The following is a 23,268-nucleotide window of genomic DNA, read 5'->3' on the forward strand; positions in this document are numbered from 1 at the left end:
GGCTGGTTCATGTGTGCGTCTCCTCGCGTCAGGTAGGCGCTCACCGCATCGACGGTGTCTCGGTCGATGCGGTAGTCCTGCGGGGCGGCTCGAACGTCGGCTGAGGGGCGGGCGTCGGTATGCGCCCGCCGCGAGCAGGGGTTGTCGGTGCCGTATTCGGTTCAGCGCGTAGTTGTTTCCGGCGGGAGCCCGGACGGTCGCTGGGTTCGCGGCGCGCCCGCATGGGATGCCTGGCCGGCGTGGCGTGCGGTCCGGCTCATCCCGAGCAACATCGACCCCAGGCCGAGCAGCACGGCGAGTGCGCCTGTGACGACGTTGTTCCAGATCGTCGACCTGGTGTCGACGTTCCCGCTGACGATCCACGGGGCGAGGATCGTCCACAGGCCGATCAGCGGTGCGGCCCAGACGATGCCGTGCGTCCGTCCGTAGACCGAGGCGAACCCGAGCGCCAGCATCGCCAGAGCGATACCGCAGACGAGATTGTTGACGGTCAAGGTCGAAAACCCGTTGAACCCGACGACCCACGGGGAGATCGCGAGATACAACCCGGTCAGAAACAGCAGTCCGGTGACCGCCTGGGCGTCCGGCGCTTCGGAGGCGCGCTCGTACTTCTCCCGCAACTCCACGATGTCGGGATGCCGGCTCATCATGGTTTCACTACTCATGTTCTCCACCACTCCTCGGACATAGTGGCGAATCGAAGCTCTCTCGAGCTCGGGCGGCCGGCTATCGGTCCGCAGCGCGGCCGTCGCATCGCCGCTCACTCATATATCATGCCGTGATAATATCACTCCATGATTGAAGGGGCGACGTCCTCGACTGCCCACCTCAGCGACCAGGAATACTCCAAGCTGCTGGCGTTCCGGACCGGGCTGCGCCAACTGCTGCGGTGGAGTGAGCGCCGGGCGGCGGAAGTGGGCCTCACCGACTTGCAGCACCAACTGCTGCTGGCGATCCGGGGACATGCCGACCCGGACGGGCCCAGCATCGGGGAGATCGCCGGATACCTGTCCGCGCGCCATCACAGCGTGGTGCAACTGATCGACCGCACCGAGCAGCTCGGCCTGGTCATCCGGAGGCGAGGAGGGGGCAAGGATCGCCGCGTGGTCCGGCTGGCGCTGACCGAGGCGGGCAGGCAAACCCTCGCCCTGCTCGGTGCCGCGCATCTGGAAGAACTGCGGCGCCTGACTCCGCTGATCGGCGCGCTGGGTGACCCCGCGCTGGTGCCGCAGGCCGGGTAGGACGTCCTGGAGTCGGTGGCCGCGCCGGCCCGCTGGAACAAGTCACCGGTTGGCCGGACACGTCGCCCCCCTGCCTGCGTCGCGCCGTGGCTCGCCGGGGCGTCCGGCTGGGCGGAGCGCTGTGGTCTCCTGCCCAGCCTCGAGGTGATCCGTGAGCTCCCCGCATGGGGCACTACGCCGACGACCCCGCCGTGACACGCGCCGAGGGGCATCGGACGAGCTACCGGCGTCGCCGAGAACCTGCCGGACCGCGGCCCGTCGCGGACATGACGCACGTCGGGCCGAGGCGGGGGCTGCTACAGACCCAGTAGGGTCTCCGCGACCTTCCCCATGGCGTCGCGATACTCCGCGAGGCCGGATTCGTCGGCGGTCCGGCGCGCGAGGATGCCCGCGGTGAGGGTGTAGCCGATCGTTTCCGCGATCACCCGGGGCGTCGTCACCGGGGTGACGCGGCCGGCGTCGAGTTGACGCTGGAGGTAGCGGGTGAAGCGGCGGATCGGCCGTTCGGTGATCTCCTCGGCCAGGGCCGCCACCTTCGGGTCGACTGCCCCGCGCTCGTCGATCAGGCGCAGCAGAGGTCCAGCCGCGGCGACCGCGGCGGCGAACGACTCGATGGTGGCGCGCAGCATCGTTCGCGGATCGCCGTCCTCTATGCCCGGCTCCTGCGCGGCGAGGAAGTCGTCGCGCACCCGCTCGGCCAGGGCGAGGAAGATCTCCTCCTTGGAGGCGAAGTAGACGTACATCGTCGCGCGGGAGACGCCCGCCTCGGCGGTGATGGCGGCGACCGTGGTGTTGTCGTAGCCGCGCTCGGCGAACACGCGGGCGGCGGCGTCGAGCAGCGCGCGGTGCCGGGAGGTGTGCGAACGCTCGCGCGCGGCGCGCACCGACCAGGTGGACTGGGTCACGCCGGATATGGTCGCCTATATTGACGTTGACGTCAATGTCAACGAGACTGTGCGGCATGCAGGTCGTCGTGGCGAACAGGGGAGAAGTGGCGGTGCGGGTATTGCGCACCGCCCGGGAACTGGGTTGGCGGACCCTCGCGGTGCACATCGCGGAGGAACGGGACGCGCTGCACGTCCGCCTGGCCGACGACGCGGTGACGCTGCCGGGCGTCGGAGCCGCCGCCTACCTCGACGTCGCGGCCGTCGTCGCGGCGGCGCGAAAGGCGGGCCCCGGCGCGCTGGTGCATCCCGGCTACGGATTCCTCAGCGAGAGCGCGGAATTCGCGCGGGCGTGCGCGGCGGCCGAACTCGTGTTCGTCGGTCCGTCGCCGGCGGCGCTGGAGATCTTCGGCGACAAGACCGCGGCGCGTGCGGCGGCCGAGCGCGCGGGTGTCCCGGTGATCCCGGCGACCCGCCGCGGCGCGGACATCGCCGAAGCGGAGGCCCTGCTCGCCGCGCATCCCGACGGTGTGATGGTGAAGGCCGCCGCGGGCGGTGGCGGGCGGGGCATGCGGGCGGTGCGCGAGGCGAGCCGTCTGCCGGAGGTGTTCGAACGCTGCCGCGCCGAGGCGCTGGCCGGATTCGGCGACGACGCGGTCTACGCGGAGGCGCTGATCACCGGAGCACGCCACATCGAGGTCCAGATCGTCACCGACGGCGCGGTGGCGGCGGCCGTCGGCGATCGCGATTGCAGCGTGCAGCGCAGGCGGCAGAAGCTGCTCGAGGTCGCGCCTGCACCGGACTTGCCCGCGGGGTTGCGCGAGCGGTTGCATCGCTGGGCGACCCGGCTGGCCGAATCCGTCGGCTGCCGGGGCGTGCTCACCGTCGAGTTCCTGGCCCGCGGCGACGAGGCCTGGTTCCTCGAGGTCAACCCGCGGCTGCAGGTCGAGCACACCGTCACCGAAGCCGTCCTCGGCATCGATCTGGTCGCGGTGCAATGCGACCTCGCCCACGGCGCCACGCTGGCCGATCTCGCCCTGCCCGATCCCGGTGCCGCGCGCGGCTACGCGGTGCAGGCGCGGCTGAACGCCGAAACCGTCACCGCGGGCGGCGACGTGCTGCCCGGCACCGGCACGCTGACCCGGTTCGCGCCGCCGACCGGCGCCGGCGTGCGGGTCGACACCGCCGCGTTCACCGGGATGCGGCAGGACGCGCGCTTCGACTCCCTGCTGGCGAAGATCATCGCCTCCGGCCCGTCCTATCCGGCCGCGCTGCGCCGGTGCGCCGACGCCCTGGCCGAGACGGTCGTGACCGGGGTGGACACCAATGTCGCCGTGCTGCGCGCGGTGCTGGCGGACCTCTCGGAAGGCCGCGTGGTGCCGACCACGTGGTTCGAGCAGAATGTCGACCAATTGGTCGAGCGCGCAGGCGATTTCGCCGTCACCCTGTCCGCCGTGTCCGGCTGGGAACAGACCGCCCCGGCCGAAGTGACGCTGGCCGACGACGAAGAAGTGGTGCGCTCGCCCATGGGCGGCACGGTGGTCGCTCTCACCGAACCCGGCGCGGTGGTCGCGGCGGGCGGCGAGGTCGCGGTGCTGGAAGCGATGAAGATGCAGCACGTGGTGCGCGCCGAGCGGGACTTGCGGGTGCGCCGTCACGTCGCGGCGGTCGGCGCGGTCGTCGATCCGCACGCGCCGCTGCTGACCTTCGTCCCCGCCGAGCACGACGGCGCGGTACCGGATCACACCGTGGTAGACCTGGACTCGGTGCGCGCCGACCTCGCCGAAGTCCACGCTCGCCACGGCGTCGTGCTCGACCGAGCCCGGCCGGAGGCGGTCGCCAAACGTCATCGCCTCGGTCGCCGCACCGCAAGGGAGAACATCACCGACCTGGTCGACGCGGACAGCTTCGTGGAGTACGGCGCGCTCGCGGTCGCGGCCCAGCGTCTGCGCCGCAGTCCGGAGGATCTGATCGCGAACACGCCCGCGGACGGGCTGATCGCGGGCGTCGCCACCATCGACGCCGAGCGGTTCGGTCCGGTCCGGTCCCGCGCGGTGGTGCTGTCCTACGACTACACGGTGCTCGCGGGCACCCAAGGGATGCGCAACCACGTCAAGACCGACCGCATGCTGGAACTGGCGCGCGAGCAAGGGCTTCCGGTGGTGTTCTTCACCGAGGGCGGCGGCGGCCGACCCGGTGACACCGACTATCCCGGCATCTCCGGCCTCGACGTGACCACCTTCCGCGCGATGGGCGCGCTGTCGGGCCGGGTGCCGCTGATCGGCATCGTGTCCGGGCGCTGCTTCGCGGGCAACGCGGCGCTGCTCGGGATGTGCGATGTCGTGATCGCCACGCCCGACGCGAATATCGGCATGGGCGGTCCGGCCATGATCGAGGGCGGCGGCCTGGGCGTCTACGCCCCCGAGGACATCGGCCCGATCGACGTGCAGCGCCGCAACGGCGTCGTGCACATCGTCGCCGCGGACGAGGCGGAGGCGGTCGCCACCGCGCGGCGCTATCTCGCCTACTTCCGGGGCGACATCGCGGAGTGGACCGCGCCGGACCCGCGCCTGGCCCGGCATGTGGTCCCCGAGAACCGCCTGCGCGCGTTCGACATTCGCGCCGCCATCGAAGCCGTCGCCGATGTCGGCTCGGTGCTGGAGTTGCGCCGCGACTGGGCGGGCGGGATCGTCACCGCGCTGATCCGCGTGGAGGGGAGGCCGTTCGGCTTGATCGCCAACGACTGCCACCACCACGGCGGCGCGATCGATGCTCCGGCCGCGGACAAGCTCAGCATGTTCCTGCGACTGTGCGACGCGCACGGCTTGCCGATCGTGTCCTTCTGCGACACACCGGGTTTCATGGTGGGGCCGGAGGCGGAGAAGGACGCCACGGTGACGAAGTTCAGCCGCCTGTTCATCGACTCCGCCGCGCTCTCGGTGCCGCTGGGCACCGTCATCGTGCGCAAGGGCTACGGTCTGGGCGCTCAGGCCATGGCGGCGGGCTCGTTCCGCGCGCCCCGGTTCGTCGTCGCCTGGCCGACCGGGGAGATCGGCGGCATGGGCTTGGAGGGCGCGGTCCGCCTCGGGTTCGCCAAAGAACTGGCCGCCATCGAGAATCCGGACGAGCGGCAACAAGCGTTCGACAACCTGGTCCAGCTCGCCTACGCCAACGGCAAGGCGCTGACCGCCGCCACCGTCCTGGAAGTCGACGACGTCATCGACCCGGCCGACACCCGCCGCTGGATCCGCACCCTGCGCTGACCCCGCCGTTCGGCACGGACCGGGGATCCGGCGCGACCCGCTACGCCCGCCGGGTTAAGATCGTCATCCGCACGCGCGCCCCATCAGGCGCCGTGCCAGGACGGTCCGTCCTCACCACGGGATCGCGGACCGGCGAGCCGGGCAACGCCCGCGACGCACCCACGGCAGAGAGACCTGCCGCGACCAGCCGGTGTGTCGCTCCTGGCGCGGCCGCTTCCTCGATCACCGGCGTCAGCCTGCGCGAAATACGTACTGCCGCAGCGGTATCCGCGCGCCTCGACGCACCAGAACGGAGTTTCCCGTGAGCTCATCCCTCGCGCGGCCGACCGCGCCGCGCCCGCAGCATCCCGAACCGGCGTTCCCGCCCGCGACCACGGAGCGCATGACCGGCGCGCAGGCCGTGGTCCGCGCGCTCGAGGAACTCGGCGTCGAAGTGGTGTTCGGCATCCCGGGCGGAGCGATTCTCCCGGTCTACGACCCGCTGCTGGATTCGCGCCGGATCCGGCACGTCCTGGTCCGCCACGAGCAAGGCGCCGGGCACGCCGCCACCGGCTACGCCCAGGCCACCGGCAGAGTCGGCGTGTGCATGGCGACCTCGGGACCGGGCGCGACCAACCTGGTCACCCCGCTCGCCGACGCCCAGGCCGACTCGGTGCCGGTGGTCGCCATCACCGGTCAGGTGGGCACGCCGGTGATGGGCACCGACGCCTTCCAGGAGGCCGACATCACCGGCATCACGATGCCGATCACGAAGCACAACGCGCTCGTCACCCGCGGCGCCGACATTCCGAGAGTCCTGGCGGAGGCGTTCCATCTGGCCGCGACGGGACGACCCGGCGCGGTGCTGGTCGACATCCCGAAAGACGTGCTGCGCGCGCAGACGATCTTCCAGTGGCCGCCCCGGTTGCGCCTGCCCGGCTACCGGCCGGTGACGACGCCGAATCCACGGCAGATCACCGCCGCGGCGCGCCTGATCACCGCGGCGCGGACACCGGTGCTCTACGTCGGCGGCGGAGTGATCAAATCCGGGGCGGCCGGGGCGCTGCGCGCGTTCGCCGAACTCACCGGGATGCCGGTGGTGACAACGCTGATGGCGCGCGGCGCGTTTCCCGACAGTCACCCGCAGCATCTGGGCATGCCGGGCATGCACGGCACCGTGACGGCGGTGGCCGCGCTGCAGAAGGCGGACCTGCTGATCGCGCTCGGCGCGCGCTTCGACGATCGCGTCACCGGCGATCCGCGCACGTTCGCGCCCGGCGCCGCGGTGATCCACGCCGACATCGATCCGGCCGAGATCGGCAAGAACCGGCGCGCGGATGTGCCCATCGTCGGCGACTGCCGCGAGGTGCTGGAACAGTTGCTCGCCGCGGTCGCCGCGCAGCCGCTGCCGGATCTGTCGTCGTGGTGGGCGCGGCTGGAACGTCTGCGCACCGACTACCCGCTCGGCTACCAGTGGCCCGCGGACGGCTCGCTGGCACCGCAATTCGTGATCCGGGAGATCGGTCGTGCGGCGGGGCCCGACGCGATCTTCTGCGCGGGCGTCGGCCAGCATCAGATGTGGGCGGCGCAGTTCATCGACTACGAAAAGCCCCGCAGCTGGCTCAATTCCGGCGGTCAAGGCACGATGGGGTACGCCGTGCCCGCGGCGATCGGCGCGAAGCTCGGCGCGCCGCACGCGGAGGTGTGGGCGATAGATGGCGACGGTTGTTTCCAGATGACCAACCGGGAGTTGGCGACCGCCGCGGTGGAAGGCATCCCGATCAAGGTCGCGGTGATCGACAACGGGCACCTGGGCATGATCCGGCAGTGGCAGAACCTTTTCTACGACCAGCGGTACTCGCAGAGCGATCTGCGCACGCACTCCCGGCGCGTCCCGGATTTCGCGGCGCTGGCCGAGGCGCTGGGCTGTGTGGGCCTGCGCTGCGAGCGGAAGGAGGATGTCGCGGGGGTGATCGCGGCCGCTCGCGCGGTGCGGGACCGTCCGGTGGTCGTGGACTTCGTCGTGGGCGCCGACGCGCAGGTGTGGCCGATGATCGCGGCCGGGGCGGGCAACGACCTGATCATGGCGGCCAGGGACCTGCGGCCGTTGTTCGACGACGCGGACGAGCCGCCCGCCTCGGGCAGCCTTGCGCAGGACGGCCGATGAGGACGCTCGACCTGCTCGTCGACGATGCCTCCGGCGCCTTGGTTCGACTGGCCCTGGTGGCGCGCCGATTCGGCGGCGCCGTACGCGAATTGACCGTGACCGCGGACCCGGCGACCGGCACGGCGCGGATGCGCGTGGTGCTCGGCGGCGACGACGCGACGACCACGCGGATCGCCGACCGCGTCGCCGGATTCGTCGGCGTGCGGGTGATCGAGCGTTGAGCGCTCGCCCCTGCGCGAACGCGCCTGCCGCCCTGATCTGTCAGCGCGCGTCGTCGAGCGCGTCGACCAGGCTTCGGGCGCGCAGGTCGAGCGCGCCTTCGACGATGTGGTTGGTGACGTAGGCGAAGGCGAGACGGCGTTCGGGATCGGCGAACGCCAGACTGCCGCCGCGGCCGGGATGGCCGAACGAGGAACGCCCGCCGAGCGGCATTTGCGCGGTGGGCAGCATGTACCCCGAGGCATACCGGCCGGGCAGCATCAGCACGTGGTCGGTGCCCGCGACCTGCTCCCGGGTGGCCGCGGCGAGGGTGTCGGCGGTGAGCAGGCGCGTGCCGTCGACCTCACCGACGAGCGCCGCGTACAGCCGGGCCAGGCCGCGGGCGGTGCCGATGCCGTTGCTCGCGGGCAGCTCCGCGGCTTGGACGGCAGGCGAATCGAAGTCGATGTCCGCCGGGTCGGTGATCTGGAAGGCCCGATTGACCAGCGCCGAGGGATCACGCATCGCCGTGAGCAGTGGACGCAGCGGCTCGGGAACGGCTTCCTCGGGCACCGCGGTCAAGTCGGGTGCGGGCGCGAACACCAAGCGGCTGACTCTTGCCCGCTCGGAGGCAGGCAGGCCGATGAAGAAATCGATGCCGAGCGGACCCGCGATCTCCTCGGCGAGAAACCGGCCGGGCGTGCGACCGGAGACACGCCGGATCACTTCGCCGACCAGCCAGCCGTAGGTCCGGCCGTGATACCCGAACGCGGTGCCCGGGCGCCAATTCGGCGCCTGCGCGGCCAACGCGTCGACCATCGGCTGCCAAGCCAATGCCTCGCTCAGCGCGACCGGTTCGTCCAGCGCCGCCACGCCCGCCCGGTGGGTCAGCAGCCAGCGCACCGGGATGTCGGCCTTGCCCGCCGCCGCGAACTCCGGCCAGTACTGCGCCACCGGAGCGTCGAGGTCGAGTTCTCCCCGTTGCGCCAGCAGGTGCGCGATGGTGGCGACGACGCCTTTCGTCGCCGAGTAGACCAGCTGCAGCGTGTCGCGCTGCCACCCTCGCCCGGTGCCGGGATCGGCCGTCCCGCCCCACAGATCGACCACCGGCCGGCCGTCCCGGTACACGCAGACCGCGGCGCCGATGTCACCGTGCTCGGTGAAATTCGCCGCGAACGCCTCGCGCACGGCCTGGTAGCCCGCGTCGGCCGTTCCCTCGATGATCATGCCGGCCAGCTTGTCACGCCGCGTCCGGGCGGGCATCCGGTCCGGTGACCACCATCGAGAAGTCTTCCGCCGCGAGATCGCGCATTCCGCGGTTGGGCATTCGGTGCGGCCGGACGGGTCGGAACAGATGCGCTGGCGACCGTGGATTCCCGATCACGGAACCGCTGAGCGCCTGGTAGTCCTGGTCGACAGCGATGCCCCGATCACGGCGGCCCGCCGTCGGCTGATCCGGTGGTCGCTCCGAGGTCGCTGGCGGGCTGGAAACATATATCCGGAAACCGGGAACAAACTGGTTCTCCGGATACATATATCCTCCGTACGGATGGCCGACGACGAGTGGAGTGTCAGTGACGGAGCTGGATTCTGCACTGCTGGTGCGGGCGTTGCAGGCCGATGATTCGCACACCCCCGAGTCGGTCCGCGCGGTGACGGCCCGGTTGATCCGGGACGGCGCGCTCACCGCGGGCGCGCGCTTGCCGACCATTCGCGAGGTCGCCCGGCGCTGCGGGCTGAGTACGCGCACGGTCGTCGCCGCGTGGAGCGCGCTGCGCGAGGAAGGCCTGATCGCGACCAATCGACGCGGTGGCACGGTGGTGGCCGCGCTCGCGGAGGTCCCGGTGGGCCGTGCGCTCGCGGCCCGCGACCTGCTCACCGGAAGTCCGGACTACGCGCTGCAACCCGATCTGGCGCCCGCCATGCTGGCCGGGTTGCACACCGATCAGCTCAACCGGCCCGGTCGTGACTACATCACCGATCGGCTCCGCGCCGCCGTCCTCGACAGCTGGCCGTTCGCGGCCGAGGCCTTCGCCGCGGCGGGCGGCGGTTCGGAGGGGTTGTTCCTCGCGGTGGACGCCGCCGCGCCCGCGGGTTCTCTTGTCGCCGTGGAGGAGCCGGTGATGCCGGGCTTCCTCGACACTCTGGCGGAGGTCGGGTACGAGGTGCTCGGTATCGAATCCGACGAACAGGGCGCGCTGCCCGGGGCGCTGGCGGCGGTGCTGCGACGGCAGCCGTCGGTGGTGGTGCTCCAGCCGGAGGGCGGGTACGCCACGGGTGGCGCGCTGTCGGAGGACCGGGCCACCGAACTGGCCGCGGTGCTCGCCGCGGCGGAGCGGGTGCCGTGGATCGTCGAGGACGATGCGGTGGGGCCGCTGGCCGTGGCCCAGGCGCCCTCGCTCGGCCGCTGGTTCCCGCGCCACAGCGTGCGGGTGCGCAGCTATTGCAAGGCCTACGGCATGGACATCCGGACCTGCGTCATCGGCGGCAGCGCCGAATTGGTCGACCGGGCCATCCGGGCACGGGTCCACGGTATCGCCGCCAACAGCCGGATCCTGCAGAACGCACTGGCGCACCTCATCCTCGACCCCGCGACCGCCGCGCTGATCGACACCGCCCGCGCTCGCTACACCGCCCGCAGGGACGGGCTGCTCGCGGCATTGCGCCAGCGCGGCGTGACCGCCTGTTCCGGGGTGAACAGCCTGGTCGTGTGGGTGGAGGTCGCCGACGAACAGGCGGCGCTGCTCGGGCTGGCCCGGCACGGGATCGTCGTCGGCTCGGGTGCGAAATCGTATGTGACGCCGCAGCGTCCGGGCGTGGTGCGCGTCGCGGTGCCGCAACTACCCGATGCGGAGGCCGGGCTGGCCGAACTCGCGCGCCTGCTCGCCGAGGCCGCCGGTGCCACGCATCGGGAATTCCTCGACTAGCGGACGGGCCGCGGATGCAGCCGCGGTGCTATCTCGGCGCCTACCCGGTGCAGGCATTCCGCGTATCGGGGATGACCGACCGCGAGTGGGATCTGGAACAGCACCTCGGTGGCGGCGGCCAGGCCCTGGTCCTCGCGCAGCTGTTCGACGATCTGCTCGGCGCTTCCGGCCCGGATGCGGTTGTCCGCCAGGAACCGTCGCCGGTCGGCGGTGCCCCGCAGCTGCGGGTAGTAGGCCGGACTCAGCCGGATGTCGGTGTCGAGCAGGTCGAGCGCATCGCGTTCGCTGTCACCGGGCAGCACGGTGACGCTCGACCCGATGCGCGGTGTGCCGCGGCAGGAAGACAGGTAGGCGTCGACGAGTTCGGCGACGTCGCCGCCCGCGCGCGCCTGCGAATTGCCGTGCGGAAGCAGCCCGTCGCCGGCCGCGCCCGCTCGCCGAGCGGTGTCGCTGTTGCCGGTGGACTGCCAGATCCGGGAACGCAAGGTGTCCGGTGGCGGATACAGGGCGATGTCGTCGGTGACGCGCCCGGCGGCCAGGAGACGCTGTAGCGCGGCCAGCCGCTCGGCGTACAGCGCCTCCCGGTCGGTGTCGGGGACACCGAATCCGCTGTAACTGGTGGCGGAGTGGCCGAATCCGAGGCCCTTGCCGACACCGAGCTCGAGCCGGCCGCCGCTGAGCGCGTCGGTGACGACCGCGTCCTCGGCCAGCCGCACCGGATGTTCGAACGGCAGTGCGACCACGCCGGTGCCGAGCCGGATCGTGCTGGTGTGCTGGGCGACCGCGGCGACGAACGGGAACACGGAGGGCAGCGCGGCGTGATGGGCCTCGAAATGCCGGGTCGCGAACCAGACGGCGCCGAAACCGAGCCGTTCGGCGCGCACACCGATGTCGATGGTGTGCCGGTAGACCTCGGCGACGGGCGGGCCGCTGCGCAACTGCACGAACAGCGACGGTGCCGTGAGCACCGCTGGTGACGACGAAGTGATCACAGCCGGTAGTGCCCTCTCAGGGTGGTGGTGTCGTATTCGGTGCGGAAGAGGCCGCGCCCGCGCAGCAGCGGCACGACATGGTCGACGAAATCGGCCAGGCCCCCGGGCAATTCGTCGATCATCACATTGAATCCGTCGACGGCGCCCGCCTCGAACCAGTCGGCGATGAATCCGGCCACCTGTTCCGGGCCGCCGACCACCTTGGCGTGCACACTGCCCGAGGCCAGCAGTCGCGCCGCGCCGCGCGTGTCCGCGCCACTGGAGCGCACGTACTCGAGCAGCACCGCACGCTGTCCGCGCGACCCCGCGTCGGTGTTCTCGTCGGGGATCCGCTCCCATGGCAACGGTGCGTCCAGGTCGAGATCGGCGGGTTCGACGCCGAGCCGATCGGCGAGATTGACCAGTTGGACCTCGTCGGGAATGAGGTCGATGAGCTCGCGCTCACGTCGCCGGGCCGCGGATTCGGAATCGGCGAGCACGACGATCAACCCCGGCAACAGCTTCACACTGTCGGGGGCGCGCCCGGCGTCGACGGCCCTGCGCCGTAGTTCGCTGCGACGCTGTGCCGCCGACCCGGGATCGACGTGCGCGGAGTAGACGGCGTCGGCTGTCCTTGCACCCAGTTCCACGCCGTGGGTGGAGGCGCCCGCCTGGATCAGCACCGGCCTGCCGTGGGTCAGCGGCGGCGCCTTCAACGGCCCGGCCACCTGGAAGAACTTGCCGTCGTGGTCGATCGGCCGCACCGCCGCCGGGTCCAGATAGCGGCCGGTGGCCTTGTCGCCGACGAGCGCGCCCGCGGGCACCGAATCCCACAGCGCGGTCACCACGTCGAGGAACTCGGCGGCGCGGGCGTACCGTTCGGACTTCGGCAGGGCCCGGCCGAGGGAGTAGTTGCGGGCCGCGGCGTCGCCGCCGGTGACGACGTAGTTCCAGCCCACCCGGCCACCGGACACCGCCGACAGCGCGGCGAACGAGCGCGCCAGATTGTAGGGGTCGTTGTAGGACGTCGTGGCGGTGATGATCAGTCCGATGTGGCTGGTGTGCGCGGCCAGCACGGACTGGGCGATGAACGGATCGAGCAGCCGGCTCGGCGCATTCCAGTCCTTGGCCTGGAGGTCCGGTGAGTCGGCCAGGAAAACCGCATCGAGCCGTCCGCGTTCGGCGATGCGTGCCACGTCGAGGTAGTGCTCGATCCCGACGAAATGCGCCGCGGGTTGTTCGGCGCGCCGCCACGGGCTGCCGAGGGTGCCGCCGGGTATCAGGTTGGCGTTGAGGATGACATGTCGGGGTTGGTCGGCCATGGGGGTCTCCGGGGTCAGAGTGACGGGACGGGGGCGTCGCCGCGGACGAGGGGGCGTGCCGGGTCGGCGGTCCACTGCGAGAGCGAGCCGGGATACAGGGCGATCTCGATGCCGAGCGTGGCGAGGACGAAGACCTGCAGGGCCGCGGCCATCGCGCTGCCGCAGTGGGTGGCCGCGGGCGTCGCGGGGCCGAGGCCGAGGCCGTGATAGCGCGCACGCAGGGTGCGTTCGTCGCGCAGCAGTCCGTGTTCGTCGAAGTCGTCGAAGACCGGCGCGCTCACGGCATCGGGGATGTGGCCGGCGAATGGGCCCTCGCCGCGATAGTGGCTGTGCGGGCGGGCATCCAGGAGTATGCCGCGTGCGGGCAGGGTCGCCACGGCGGCGGTGCCGATCACGGGAAGTCCGCCCGGACGCGCGGATGCGGTTCCCGCCGCGACGGTTTCGGCGCCGGAGACGACGGGGCCGCCTGCCGCGCGCCAGGCCAGCAGCCCGCCGTCGAGGAGCCGGACGTCGGTCAGTCCCGCCCAGCGCAGGACCCACCAGGCACGGGCGGCGGGCACCGAGCGGGAGTCGTCGTAGACCACCACGGCGCTGTCGGCGCGGATGCCCCAGCGCCGGAGCGCGGTGGTGAGCGCCGCGGCTTCCGGAAGCGGGCGGGCGCCGGAGCCCGCGGTGGCGGTGCCCGCCAGGTCGGCGTCGACGTCGACGAACCGCGCTCCGGGCAGGTGCCCGCGCCGGAATGCGCCCGGGTCGGGCCCGGTCGCGCCGACGCGGACGTCGAGCAGCACCAGTCGTTCCGGTGGGTCGTCACGCAACTCGCTCGCCGAGATGAGGTGGGCGGCACGGGCACCGGACATCGCGATCCTTTCGACGCGCGGACGACGGGCGGTGCCGAGGATATGTATCCCCACGCGGTGAAAACATAATTCGGGTCTTCGTGACTTTTTGTGTTCACAGTATCGCGGTGCTGCTCATATGTTTTCAGCGCCGAGGTCGACCGACCCGGCACAGATCAGCGGGAGGGGCTGCTGTGGGAGACGTCCTGACGAGCCGAGTCGTCGACGCGGAATGGTTGCGGACCCGTCTCTCGGACCCCGGCGTCGTCGTCATCGAGGTGACCAACACGCCGGGCGCCGAGCCGGACCGCAACGCCATCGCCGGTGCGCGCACCGTGTACTGGAAGGATCTGCTCTGGCACCATTCGCGCCGGGAATTCCCCTCGGCGCAGGTCCTGATCGATCGTCTGCGCGCACTGGGCGCGGGCGCCGAGTCGACGGTGGTCTTCGCGGGCGAGCCGACGCAGTTCGCCGCGTACGCCATCTGGGTGGCCGCGGCCGTCGGGGTCGGTGGTGACCTGCGCTATCTGGACGGCGGCTTGCCCGCGTGGCGCGCGGCCGAAGCCGCCGCGAGCGCCTCTGCCGGACCGATCGAGCGCGCCGCCGATGCGGCCGGGGAGACTGCCGCTGCGCGGGCCGCCGAGACGCCGGAACCGCTGCCTCGGATCGCGCCGTGCCACGAGGACATCGTCGTCGGCCGCGACGAGGTACGCGCGGCCATCGGATCGCCCGTCGTGATCCTGGATCTGCGCTCGCCACAGGAGTATTCGGGACAGCGGGTGTCCCCGCTCACCGAGCCGATCGATCACGGTGCCGAACGCGCGGGCCGGATTCCGGGCGCGCTGAGCTTGCCCGCGCAGGATCTGCTCGACGAGCAAGGACTGCTACGGCCGGTGTCCGAACTCCGGGAGCGGGTGGCGGCGCTCGGCATCGATGATGCCGATCAGATCATCGCCTACTGCAGGCTCTCCCATCGCGCCGCGCTGGGCTGGCTGGTGTTCACCGACCTGCTCGACGATCACCGGGTCCGCGTCTACGACGGATCCTGGACCGAATGGGGCAGCCTGGTCGGCGCGCCCATCGAGGACTGAGCCGCGATGAATCCACACCGGCGCGCAGTGTTCGGCCGCATCGCGGGCGTGGTCCTGTCCGCGGTGGCGATGATGTGGGCCGCGGTCACCCTGGCGTTCCTGGCCGTGCACATCGCCCCCGGCGATCCGGTCACCGCGATCATGGAGGAGTCCAGCGATCCGGCCCTGCGCGCGCGGATCGAACAGGACTGGGGTCTGGATCGCCCGCTGCTCGTGCAGTACGGGCGACATCTCGGACGGCTGCTGCACGGCGACCTCGGCTACTCGTACGTGCGTGGCGAACCCGTGACCGACATCGTGTTCGGCGAACAAATGGGCAGCAGCGCCGAGCTCGCCGGATTCGCCTTGCTCCTCGCGCTCGTCCTCGCGCCACTGCTGGCCGTGCTCACCGCGGGCAGGCGCGATGTGCTGAGCCGGTCGATCACCACGGCCGAGATCGTGGTCGCCTCCGCGCCGCCCTTCTGGACCGGGCTGCTGTTGATCTGGATCTTCGCCTTCACGCTGAAGGTGCTGCCGGTGACCGCGGGCAACGAGTTCCAGCGCCTGATCCTGCCGGCCGTCACCCTGGCCCTGCCCATCGCGGCGGTGCTGGCCCAGGTCATGCGGGAGGGGATCGAGCGCGCGCTCGAGCAGCCGTTCGCGCTGACGGCCCGATCGCGCGGCATCGGCGCTATCCGCCTGCGCCTGCGGCACGGCCTGCGGCACTCCCTGATCCCGGCCGCGACCCTGGCCGGATGGGCCGTGAGCGGATTGCTCACCGGGACCGTCGTCATCGAGGAGGTCTTCGGCCGGTCCGGTGTCGGACGGGCGACGGTCGAGGCCGTCGGCTATTCCGACGTTCCGGTGGTGCTCGGTGTCGCGCTGTTGTCGGCCGCGGTCTATCTCATCGTCACGGTCGTCGTCGACATCGCCTATCTCTGGATCGATCCGCGCCTGCAGGAGGCCTCCGCATGACGACAGCCATACTGCGGCAACGCTTCACCTTCCCGGTGCCGCACCGTCCCGTCGCCGTCCTGATCGCGGGCGCTGTGCTCGTTCTCGCGGTGGCCGCCGCCCTCGTGCCCACCCTGCTGGCCTCCGGCGATCCGCTACAGACCGATCTGGTGGCCGCGCATCACGCGCCGTCGCTGTCGCATCCGTTCGGCACCGATCAACTCGGCCGTGACGTGTTCACCCGTGTCGTGCACGGCACCCGGTTGTCGCTGTTCATCGGGGTGTCGGCGACGGCACTCGCGGTGCTGCTCGGCGTGAGCGCCGGACTGGTGGCCGGAGTCGGTGGCCGGATCGTGGACGCCGTCGCCTCGCGCGCCTTCGATCTGCTCGGCGCGTTCCCCGAGGTGCTGCTCGCGCTGGTGCTCATCACCTTCACGGGCACCGGGACCGGCAATCTCGTCTTCGCCCTCGGCATCGCCGCGGCGCCGAGATTCGCCAGGGTGATGCGGGCGGAAACCCGAGCGGTGCGCGCCGCCGACCATGTCGCGCAGGCGCGGCTGCTGACTCGGTCACGCGCGCGGATCGTCGTTCGCCACATCCTGCCGAGCGCGTTGCGATCGCTGCCGGTCGTGGTCACCCTCGGCCTCGGGACCAGCATTCTCGGCGCCGCCGCCCTCAGCTTCCTCGGCTTCGGCCCGCAACCCCCCCGACCCGGAGTGGGGTTCCATGCTCGCCGAGGCGCACGGCGATCTGCGTATCGCGTGGTGGTCGGTCGCCTTCCCCGGCGCCGCCGTCACGGTCGTGGTCCTGGCCACCACGGTGCTCGGCCGCCACGTGGGACACCGTTTCGAACGAAGGGCACAGCCATGACGCTAACCGCCGCCGCCGTGCCGAGCGCGGACATCGTGACCGAGACCGTGCTGAGCGTGCGGAACCTGCGCGTCGGTTTCCCAGGGGCCGAGGGCGATGTCGTCGAGGGCGTCGGCTTCGACCTGCGGCGCGGCGAGATCCTCGCCATCGTCGGCGAATCGGGATCGGGCAAATCGGTGACCACACGCAGCCTCGTCGGTCTCGCGGGGGCGGGCGCCCGGGTGCGAGCCGACCGTTTCGACCTGTTCGGCGCCCCGGCACTCGGACTGAGCGAACGGCAGTGGCGCCGGATCCGTGGCGCCCGAATCGGATTGGTGTTCCAGGACGCGCTCGTCGCGCTCGATCCGCTGCGCACCATCGCCGACGAGATGGCCGAAGCGTTGCGCGCGACACCACGCTCCCTGCGCGCCGCCCGCACCGACGAGCTGCTGCTCTCGGTGGGGATCGCCGATCCAGAGGCGCGCAAGCGACAGCGTCCGTTCCAGCTGTCCGGTGGCCAGCGCCAGCGCGCGCTGATCGCCTCCGCCCTCGCGGGCGACCCGGACATCCTCATCGCCGACGAACCGACCACGGCGCTGGATGTGACGGTCCAGGCGCAGGTGCTCGACCTGTTGGTCCGGCAGGTCGCCGACGGGCGGTCGATGATCCTGGTGAGCCACGACCTGGCGGTAGTGGCCTCGGTGGCCGATCGCATCCTGGTGATGAAAGCGGGGCGCGTCGTGGAGCAGGGGCCTGCGGCACAGGTCATCGGCGCCCCGCGGCACGAGTACACCAGGGCGCTGATCGCCGCGGTGCCGCGGGGCCGGGCGGGCGCACCGCCGTCCCGTCCGGACGCACCGATCTTCACCGCGAGCGCGCTGAGCAAGTCGTATCGGGTGCGTGGCCGTTCGGTACCCGCGGTCGCAGGCGTCGGCTTCGAGATCAGGGCCGGTGAGGTGCTCGGTGTGGTCGGTGAATCCGGTTCGGGCAAGTCGACGGTGGCGAAGATGGTCACCGGGCTGATCGAGCCGGACAGCGGCGACATGTGTTTCGCCGGAGCGCCGTTGACGCCGCGCACCCGCCGTCCCGGCCGGATCGGCCTGGTCGCGCAGGATTCGACCGGGTCCTTCGACCCCCGCTACCGGGTGGGCGAGATCATCGGCGAGAGCGTCGCCCTTCGGGTCGGCCGTCGCGAGCGGCGCGCCGAGGTGCTGGATCTGCTCGACGCGGTGCACCTGCCCGCGGCCTGCGTCGATCGCCACCCCCGCGAACTGTCGGGCGGACAGCGTCAGCGCGTCAATATCGCCAGGGCGCTGGGCAACAGGCCGGAACTGGTGGTCTGCGACGAGCCGGTGTCGGCGCTCGACATCTCCGTGCAGGCCCAGATCCTCGATCTGATCGCCGAACTCGCGCGCGAGCGCGGGGTCGGCATCCTGTTCATCTCCCACGATCTCGCCGTGGTGCGGCAGATCTGTCACCGCCTGCTCGTCCTGCACGGCGGCGTGATCGTCGAATCCGGTTCGTCCGACGACGTTTTCACGACGCCGACTTCCCCGTACACCCGTTCCCTGCTCGATTCCGTGCCGCGCCTGGCGGTACCGGACACCACAGAAAGCCCCTCGCGTGCGTAATCGCCTCACTCGACTGTTCACCGCGCTGGCCGTCGGCGTCGTCCTCGCCGCCGGCGCCTGCGCTTCGGACCCGGAACCCGGGAGCGGCAAGGGCGGGCCGACCTCGCCCGCACAGCCGGGCGGCACCTTCACCATCGCCTTGCCGTCCTATCCGACCCGCGGCCTCAATCCCCACGTCGGCGCGGCCTTCGACGCCTCCCAGGTGCTGCGCAACAGCTACGACAGCCTCATCGCCGAGGACCGCGACGAACAGTTCCACCCGTGGCTCGCCTCCGAGTGGACCGTTTCCCCCGACGGCACGGTGTACGAATTCACGCTGCGCCGGGACGTGACGTTCCACAACGGGGAGAAGTTCGACGCCGCCGCGGTCAAGGCGAACATCGATGTGCTGAGGAATCCGGACACCCCCTCCTGGACGGTGCTCGGCCTGCTGCAGTACTCGAGCGTCAGCGCGGTGGACGTGGTCGACCCCTACAAGGTGCGGATCACGCTGAGCACACCCCGCGCGGACTTCCTGTCCACCCTCGCCGGACTCAGCGGCGCCATCGTGGCTCCCAGCACGCTGAACGTCGACAAGGAGGCCCTCACCAGCGGGGCCGGGCTGGTCGGCTCGGGTCCGTTCATCCTGGACAAGGCGGTGCAGGGGCAGGAACTGAGGTTCCACCGCAATCCCGGCTACCGGTGGGGTCCGGCCACCGCCGCGCATCGGGGCGCCGCGTACGTGGACGATCTCGTCGTCAAGTACATCCCCGAGGCCTCCACCCGCGCGGGCCTGCTGCGCAGCGGCGAGGTCGACGCGATCGGCACGGTGAAGGCCACCGACATCGCCCTGTTCGACGGAATCGACCGATTCCAGTACGAACAGATCGGCTCGTCGGCCGCGCCCACGGTGATCATGCTCAACCTCACCAACGGCCCGACCACGGACGTGCGGGTGCGGCGCGCCATCGCCAGGGGCGTCGACATCGCCGCGGTGGTGGACAGTCTGACCAAGGGTTCCCAGAAGCGCGCCTGGAGCCTCATCTCTCCGGACAGTGCCTACTACGACGCCAAGTACGAGACCGCGAACAAGCCCGATATCGCCGCCGCCCGCGCGTTGCTCGATCAGGCGGGCTGGACCGGCAAGGACGCCGACGGCTACCGCACCGACACGGCGGGACAGCGCCTGACCGTCCGCCTGCTCGCCACGACGCCGACCTACCCGGAGGACGATTTCCTGAAGGCATGGCAGGCCGAGCTGCGCCAGAACCTCGGTATCCGGGTCGAGTTGCAGTTCGTCGAGAACGCCCAGGTCTACGACCTGTTGGCACGCAACCGGTACGAGGCGTTCCCGCGCCAAGTCGGCGGCCTGGACCTGTCGCTGCAGTTCAACCGCGCCTACGGCTCCACCACCCCCGATCTGAAATACGGCCAGATCGACGGCATCACCCTCGGTTCCATCGTCGCGGGCGCCAAACTCGCCGACCCCCAGGTGGACCGGTGGCTCATCGAAGCGACCAAGGCGACCGACCCGCAACAGCGCAAGCGGCTGTTCGACACCATCACCGCGCACCTGCTCGACAACGCCGTCGCGATCCCGCTCTACACCGACCGCAACAGTGTCGCGGCGAGTTCCGCGATCCACAACGTGACCTCGCTGTTCGACCCGCCCCGCAACACCGTCAACGCCTGGGCATACGACATCGCCGTCCGCTGACCAGTCTGCCGCCAACCCATAGTTCCAGGAAGGCTCGATCATGACCGCCGCAACGCAAACCCTGACCTTCGATCGCAATATCCCGCGCGGCATCGTGCACCGGGAATCGATCGCCGAGGTGTTCCTCACCGACGCGCAACCGATTCTCGACGGCGCGGTGTTCGCCGCCCAATTGCCCCGCAACCACTCGTATTTCAGCGACCACCGTGGCACATCGACCACCTACGATCCCCTCCTGCTCATCGAGGTGTTCCGGCAGGTCGCGATCTACTACGCGCACACCTTCCTCGGAGTGGCCCGCGAGGAGAAGTTCATCTTCGGATCGGCGGATTTCACCATCGCCGACCCCGACACCCTGCGGATCGGCAACTGCCCTGGGCACTGCGTCATCGAGGCGCGGGTGATCGGCGAGAAGCGTCGTGACGATCAGGTCATCGGCCTGTCGCTCGAGATGGTCGCCGAGATCGAGGGCAGGGAAGCCGCACGGGAGGTGATGGTCTACCAGTGGATGCCCGCCGCGGTGTGGAACCGGATCAGGGTGCGCGGGCGCGAAGCGCTCGGCCTGCCCGCCCAGCACGCGATCCCGCAGCAGGTGCCGGTCGCGCGGATGCGGCCTGGTTCGGTCGGCAGGCACAACCCGCGCAACGCGATCCTGGCCAATCCGGTGCTGTCGGCCGAGCACGAGCTGACGGCGTCGACCATCATCGACACCAACCATCCCTCCCTGTTCGATCACGCCCTCGACCACGTCCCGGGCATGTTGCAGTTCGAAGCGGCCCGGCAGGTCGCGATGGCCGCGGCGAACGCCGTCCTCGGCCTGGACACCAGCCGCATGGTGATGCAGCGGCTCGGGATCGAGTTCACCAAGTTCGGTGAATTCGAGCGCGAGACCATCGCACGGGCCACCGTCGCCCCGCTTCCCGGTGCCGGCGGCGGCGTACGTGCGCAGGTGGCCCTGACCCAGGGCGCGGACGTGATCGCCGCCGGTGAGGTGGAGCTGCGCTTCCGTCCGGCCGACGTCGGGACGATGGTCCAGTGACCGCCGCGAAGACGGCGGGGCCGTTCGTCTGGTTCGATTTCGGCGGGGTGCTCTCCCCGCCGCTCGATGACCTGTTCCTGCGCTACGAGGAGGTCGCGGGCATTCCGCCCGACCTGCTGAAATTCGCCATCGCCGAGGTGGGCGCCGAATACGGGCTCGCGCCGCTGGCCCCGATCGAACTGGCGCTGCTAGACGAACGCGAGTGGGTCGGCAAGCTGCACGCCGTGCTCAGGGCCAAGCAACCCGAGCTCGACCTCTCCCGCAGCGAACCCGATTTCGGCAGGCAGTGGTTCGCCGGCCACCGAGCCAACAGCGTGGTCCGCGACTTCGCGATCGAGCTGGCCGACAGCGGAATTCCGGTCGGGGTGCTCAGCAACAATGTCGTCGAATGGGAGCCCTACTGGCACGAGATGATCGATCTGGACGGGGTTTTGAGCGCCCTGGTCGATTCGTGCAAGGTCGGGTTCCGCAAGCCCGATCCGGAGATCTTCGCCATCGCCGCCGAGCAGGCGGGCGTCGACGCAGGCCGGTGCCTGCTCATCGACGACCTCGCGGAGAACTGCGCCGCGGCACGGGAAGCCGGCTGGCAGGCGGTGCGGTTCCGTGCCGCCGGCCAGGCGATCGCCGAGGTGCGCGAGGTGCTGGAGCGATGGCCGGGCTGAGCGCCGGCTCACCAGGCGCGGGCAAGGTAGCCGTCCGGACGGACCAGCGCGCAGGTCCACGTCTGATCCGGAGACACCTTGCCGGTCACCGTGATCGCGTCGGCGGGGGCGTGCGGTACCGGGACGTGCTCGTCGGGCCGGATCGCCACGAACCGGCCCGCCCGCAGCAGTTCGGTGAGGGTCCGCACGCCGCCGCCTGCCTCGGTGACCACCAGATCGTGCTGGAATCCGGACTGGAACTGGCCGCTGATGAGCTGCGCGACGGCGTCGTGGACCGCCGGGACCGCGAGTACGGCCAGCATCGCCGCGCGCAGCTCGGGCTCGCGGGGGTTCATCATCCGCGATTGCAGCACGGTGTTGGCGACCACCGCCGCCGCGACGGTGACCCGTTCGCGCGAGTACTCGTCGAGGACGGCGGGCCGGTCGTGTCCGGCGACGACGCGAGCCAGTCGCCAGCCCAGCGCGAAGGCGTCCTGCATGCCGGTGTTGAGGCCCTGCCCGCCGAGGGGGTAGTGGCTGTGCGCGGCATCGCCTGCCAGCAGCAGCCGCCCGTCCCGCAGGCGGGTGCGGTAGCGGCCGTGGTCGCTGAACCGGGTGAGATGGCTGATCCCGCTCAGCGCGGGCGGTGCGCCGAGCACGTATTCCAGCCGTTGCCGGTACTCCCGCGCGCCGGGCTCGGGTCGGTGGTCGATGGCGCCGCTGAAATCCATGGCGATGATCCGCGCGGGACCGTGTGGATTCGGATTGTGCAGGGTCCATCCGGTGGGCGTCGAATGCCAGCCCGGTGGAATCCCGCCGTCGGTGGCCGTGATCGCCAGCCCGGCAATGGCGTTCATGGTCGCCGGGTACACCTGCGCCGGGAAATCGCCGGTTCGGGCGACGAGGCTGCGGGCGCCGTCGGCGCCGACGGCGTAGCGGGCGCGGACGCGCAGCGAGCGATGTTCGTCCTCGACGGCCACCTGGGCCTCCACCGCGTCGTCGCGGACCTCGAGGCCGGTGACGGTATGGCCGCGCAGGATTCGTGCGCCGAGATCACCCGCGCGCTCCTCGAAGGCCGCCTCCAGCCGTGCCTGGGGGATGCCTGCGATCGGACCGGGCTCGACGCTGGGCGCGCTGATCGTCAGCACCGGTTGCGCCGCGAACTGGAAAGGGGTCCGGCGCACACCGTGCGGATCACGCTGTATCGCTTCGGGATCCAGGGATGGGAGGTATCCGCGGCGTGCCAGCAGCGACAGCGACCGGGCGTGCACCGTGCCCGCCCGCGGGCGCGGGTCCGGTTCGGTGCGGGTCTCGGCCACGACGACCCGGACGCGCTGCAGCGCCAGTTCGGCGGCGACCAGCATGCCGACCGGGCCACCGCCGACCACCAGCACATCGGTGTCGAGAAAATCCGGTCCGGGCCGGTGCGCCGTGCTCATCACATGCTCCTGGGGCGAGGTCGGGATCTGGTCCGGGGCAACACAGTTGTACGAAGTTAATCGTAGCTACTAACATCATAGTACCTATCAGCCCGGTGGTACCTCACGCGCGTTCCGAAGTCCTCCCGCCGTGCTGAGTCCACCCGACCACCGCCCCAGGG

18 protein-coding genes are annotated in these 23,268 nt (G+C 71.0%); 11 read left to right on the top strand and 7 right to left on the bottom strand.

The genetic code is table 11. From position 1 onward, the window contains the following. Positions 1 to 161: 161 nt before the first annotated feature. Positions 162 to 665, bottom strand: coding sequence for an SPW repeat protein (locus tag U3653_RS09465; RefSeq protein WP_195079231.1), 504 nt, complete (start codon positions 663 to 665; stop codon positions 162 to 164). 129 nt (positions 666 to 794) lie between these two features. Here U3653_RS09465 and U3653_RS09470 point away from each other — a divergent pair, with 129 nt between their 5' ends. Further along, a complete protein-coding gene (locus tag U3653_RS09470) occupies positions 795 to 1,241 on the top strand; it encodes a MarR family transcriptional regulator (protein WP_195079232.1) in 447 nt (148 codons plus the stop codon). A gap of 296 nt (positions 1,242 to 1,537) precedes the next feature. Here the strand turns inward: U3653_RS09470 and U3653_RS09475 are convergent, their stop codons facing one another. After that, positions 1,538 to 2,146, bottom strand: a complete 609-nt coding sequence (locus U3653_RS09475; RefSeq protein ID WP_195079233.1) for a TetR/AcrR family transcriptional regulator — start codon at positions 2,144 to 2,146, stop codon at positions 1,538 to 1,540. A 56-nt stretch (positions 2,147 to 2,202) separates the two neighbouring features. Between U3653_RS09475 and U3653_RS09480 the strand changes: the two genes are divergently transcribed. The 3 genes from U3653_RS09480 to U3653_RS09490 all read left to right on the top strand — a co-directional run bounded on the left by U3653_RS09480 (position 2,203) and on the right by U3653_RS09490 (position 7,755). Then, positions 2,203 to 5,388, top strand: a complete 3,186-nt coding sequence (locus tag U3653_RS09480) for an acetyl-CoA carboxylase family protein (RefSeq protein WP_195079452.1) — start codon at positions 2,203 to 2,205, stop codon at positions 5,386 to 5,388. A 301-nt stretch (positions 5,389 to 5,689) separates the two neighbouring features. Continuing rightward, complete coding sequence (locus tag U3653_RS09485) at positions 5,690 to 7,534, top strand: acetolactate synthase large subunit (RefSeq protein ID WP_195079234.1); 1,845 nt, start codon at positions 5,690 to 5,692, stop codon at positions 7,532 to 7,534. Further along, complete coding sequence (locus tag U3653_RS09490; RefSeq protein WP_195079235.1) at positions 7,531 to 7,755, top strand: acetolactate synthase small subunit; 225 nt, start codon at positions 7,531 to 7,533, stop codon at positions 7,753 to 7,755. The genes U3653_RS09485 and U3653_RS09490 overlap by 4 nt, the downstream gene beginning before the upstream one ends. Positions 7,756 to 7,795: 40 nt before the next feature. On the opposite strand, the gene U3653_RS09495 is transcribed toward U3653_RS09490, so the two are convergent. Beyond that, a complete protein-coding gene (locus U3653_RS09495; RefSeq protein ID WP_195079236.1) occupies positions 7,796 to 8,959 on the bottom strand; it encodes a serine hydrolase domain-containing protein in 1,164 nt (387 codons plus the stop codon). A 347-nt stretch (positions 8,960 to 9,306) separates the two neighbouring features. Between U3653_RS09495 and U3653_RS09500 the strand changes: the two genes are divergently transcribed. Continuing rightward, a complete protein-coding gene (locus U3653_RS09500) occupies positions 9,307 to 10,659 on the top strand; it encodes an aminotransferase class I/II-fold pyridoxal phosphate-dependent enzyme (RefSeq protein WP_195079237.1) in 1,353 nt (450 codons plus the stop codon). Here U3653_RS09500 and U3653_RS09505 read toward each other — a convergent pair. From U3653_RS09505 to U3653_RS09515, 3 genes are read right to left on the bottom strand one after another with little or no spacing between them, the layout of a single operon-like run. Continuing rightward, entirely contained in the window at positions 10,656 to 11,651 is a 996-nt protein-coding gene (locus U3653_RS09505; protein ID WP_195079238.1) for an LLM class flavin-dependent oxidoreductase, read from the bottom strand. The genes U3653_RS09500 and U3653_RS09505 overlap by 4 nt on opposite strands. Further along, positions 11,648 to 12,952, bottom strand: a complete 1,305-nt coding sequence (locus U3653_RS09510; RefSeq protein WP_195079239.1) for an NtaA/DmoA family FMN-dependent monooxygenase — start codon at positions 12,950 to 12,952, stop codon at positions 11,648 to 11,650. Before U3653_RS09510 ends, U3653_RS09505 begins: the two co-directional genes overlap by 4 nt. A 14-nt stretch (positions 12,953 to 12,966) precedes the next feature. Beyond that, complete coding sequence (locus U3653_RS09515) at positions 12,967 to 13,809, bottom strand: sulfurtransferase (RefSeq protein ID WP_195079240.1); 843 nt, start codon at positions 13,807 to 13,809, stop codon at positions 12,967 to 12,969. A gap of 173 nt (positions 13,810 to 13,982) precedes the next feature. Between U3653_RS09515 and U3653_RS09520 the strand changes: the two genes are divergently transcribed. The 6 genes from U3653_RS09520 to U3653_RS09545 are packed head-to-tail and all read left to right on the top strand — an operon-like array spanning position 13,983 to position 21,689. Next, positions 13,983 to 14,879 carry a sulfurtransferase gene (locus tag U3653_RS09520; RefSeq protein ID WP_195079241.1) on the top strand — a complete coding sequence of 299 codons (897 nt, stop codon included), beginning with the start codon at positions 13,983 to 13,985 and terminating at the stop codon, positions 14,877 to 14,879. Between the two features lie 6 nt (positions 14,880 to 14,885). Then, positions 14,886 to 15,833 (top strand): ABC transporter permease, encoded by a 948-nt coding sequence (locus tag U3653_RS09525; RefSeq protein ID WP_195079242.1) that lies wholly within the window; start codon positions 14,886 to 14,888, stop codon positions 15,831 to 15,833. Next, positions 15,830 to 18,292, top strand: coding sequence for an ATP-binding cassette domain-containing protein (locus tag U3653_RS09530; protein WP_323124067.1), 2,463 nt, complete (start codon positions 15,830 to 15,832; stop codon positions 18,290 to 18,292). Before U3653_RS09525 ends, U3653_RS09530 begins: the two co-directional genes overlap by 4 nt. Continuing rightward, the gene (locus U3653_RS09535; RefSeq protein ID WP_195079244.1) at positions 18,285 to 19,988 is read left to right on the top strand and encodes an ABC transporter substrate-binding protein; all 1,704 of its coding nucleotides are present in this window, start codon (positions 18,285 to 18,287) and stop codon (positions 19,986 to 19,988) included. Before U3653_RS09530 ends, U3653_RS09535 begins: the two co-directional genes overlap by 8 nt. Positions 19,989 to 20,028: 40 nt before the next feature. Then, the gene (locus U3653_RS09540) at positions 20,029 to 21,027 is read left to right on the top strand and encodes a ScbA/BarX family gamma-butyrolactone biosynthesis protein (RefSeq protein WP_195079245.1); all 999 of its coding nucleotides are present in this window, start codon (positions 20,029 to 20,031) and stop codon (positions 21,025 to 21,027) included. After that, positions 21,024 to 21,689 (top strand): HAD family hydrolase, encoded by a 666-nt coding sequence (locus tag U3653_RS09545; RefSeq protein WP_195079246.1) that lies wholly within the window; start codon positions 21,024 to 21,026, stop codon positions 21,687 to 21,689. The genes U3653_RS09540 and U3653_RS09545 overlap by 4 nt, the downstream gene beginning before the upstream one ends. An 8-nt stretch (positions 21,690 to 21,697) precedes the next feature. Here U3653_RS09545 and U3653_RS09550 read toward each other — a convergent pair whose 3' ends face one another. Then, positions 21,698 to 23,107: an FAD-dependent monooxygenase gene (locus U3653_RS09550; protein WP_195079247.1), complete on the bottom strand. Its 1,410-nt coding sequence runs from the start codon at positions 23,105 to 23,107 to the stop codon at positions 21,698 to 21,700. Positions 23,108 to 23,268 lie beyond the last annotated feature (161 nt).

Source organism: Nocardia implantans (assembly GCF_035544775.1).
Taxonomy (GTDB): Bacteria; Actinomycetota; Actinomycetes; order Mycobacteriales; family Mycobacteriaceae; genus Nocardia; species Nocardia implantans.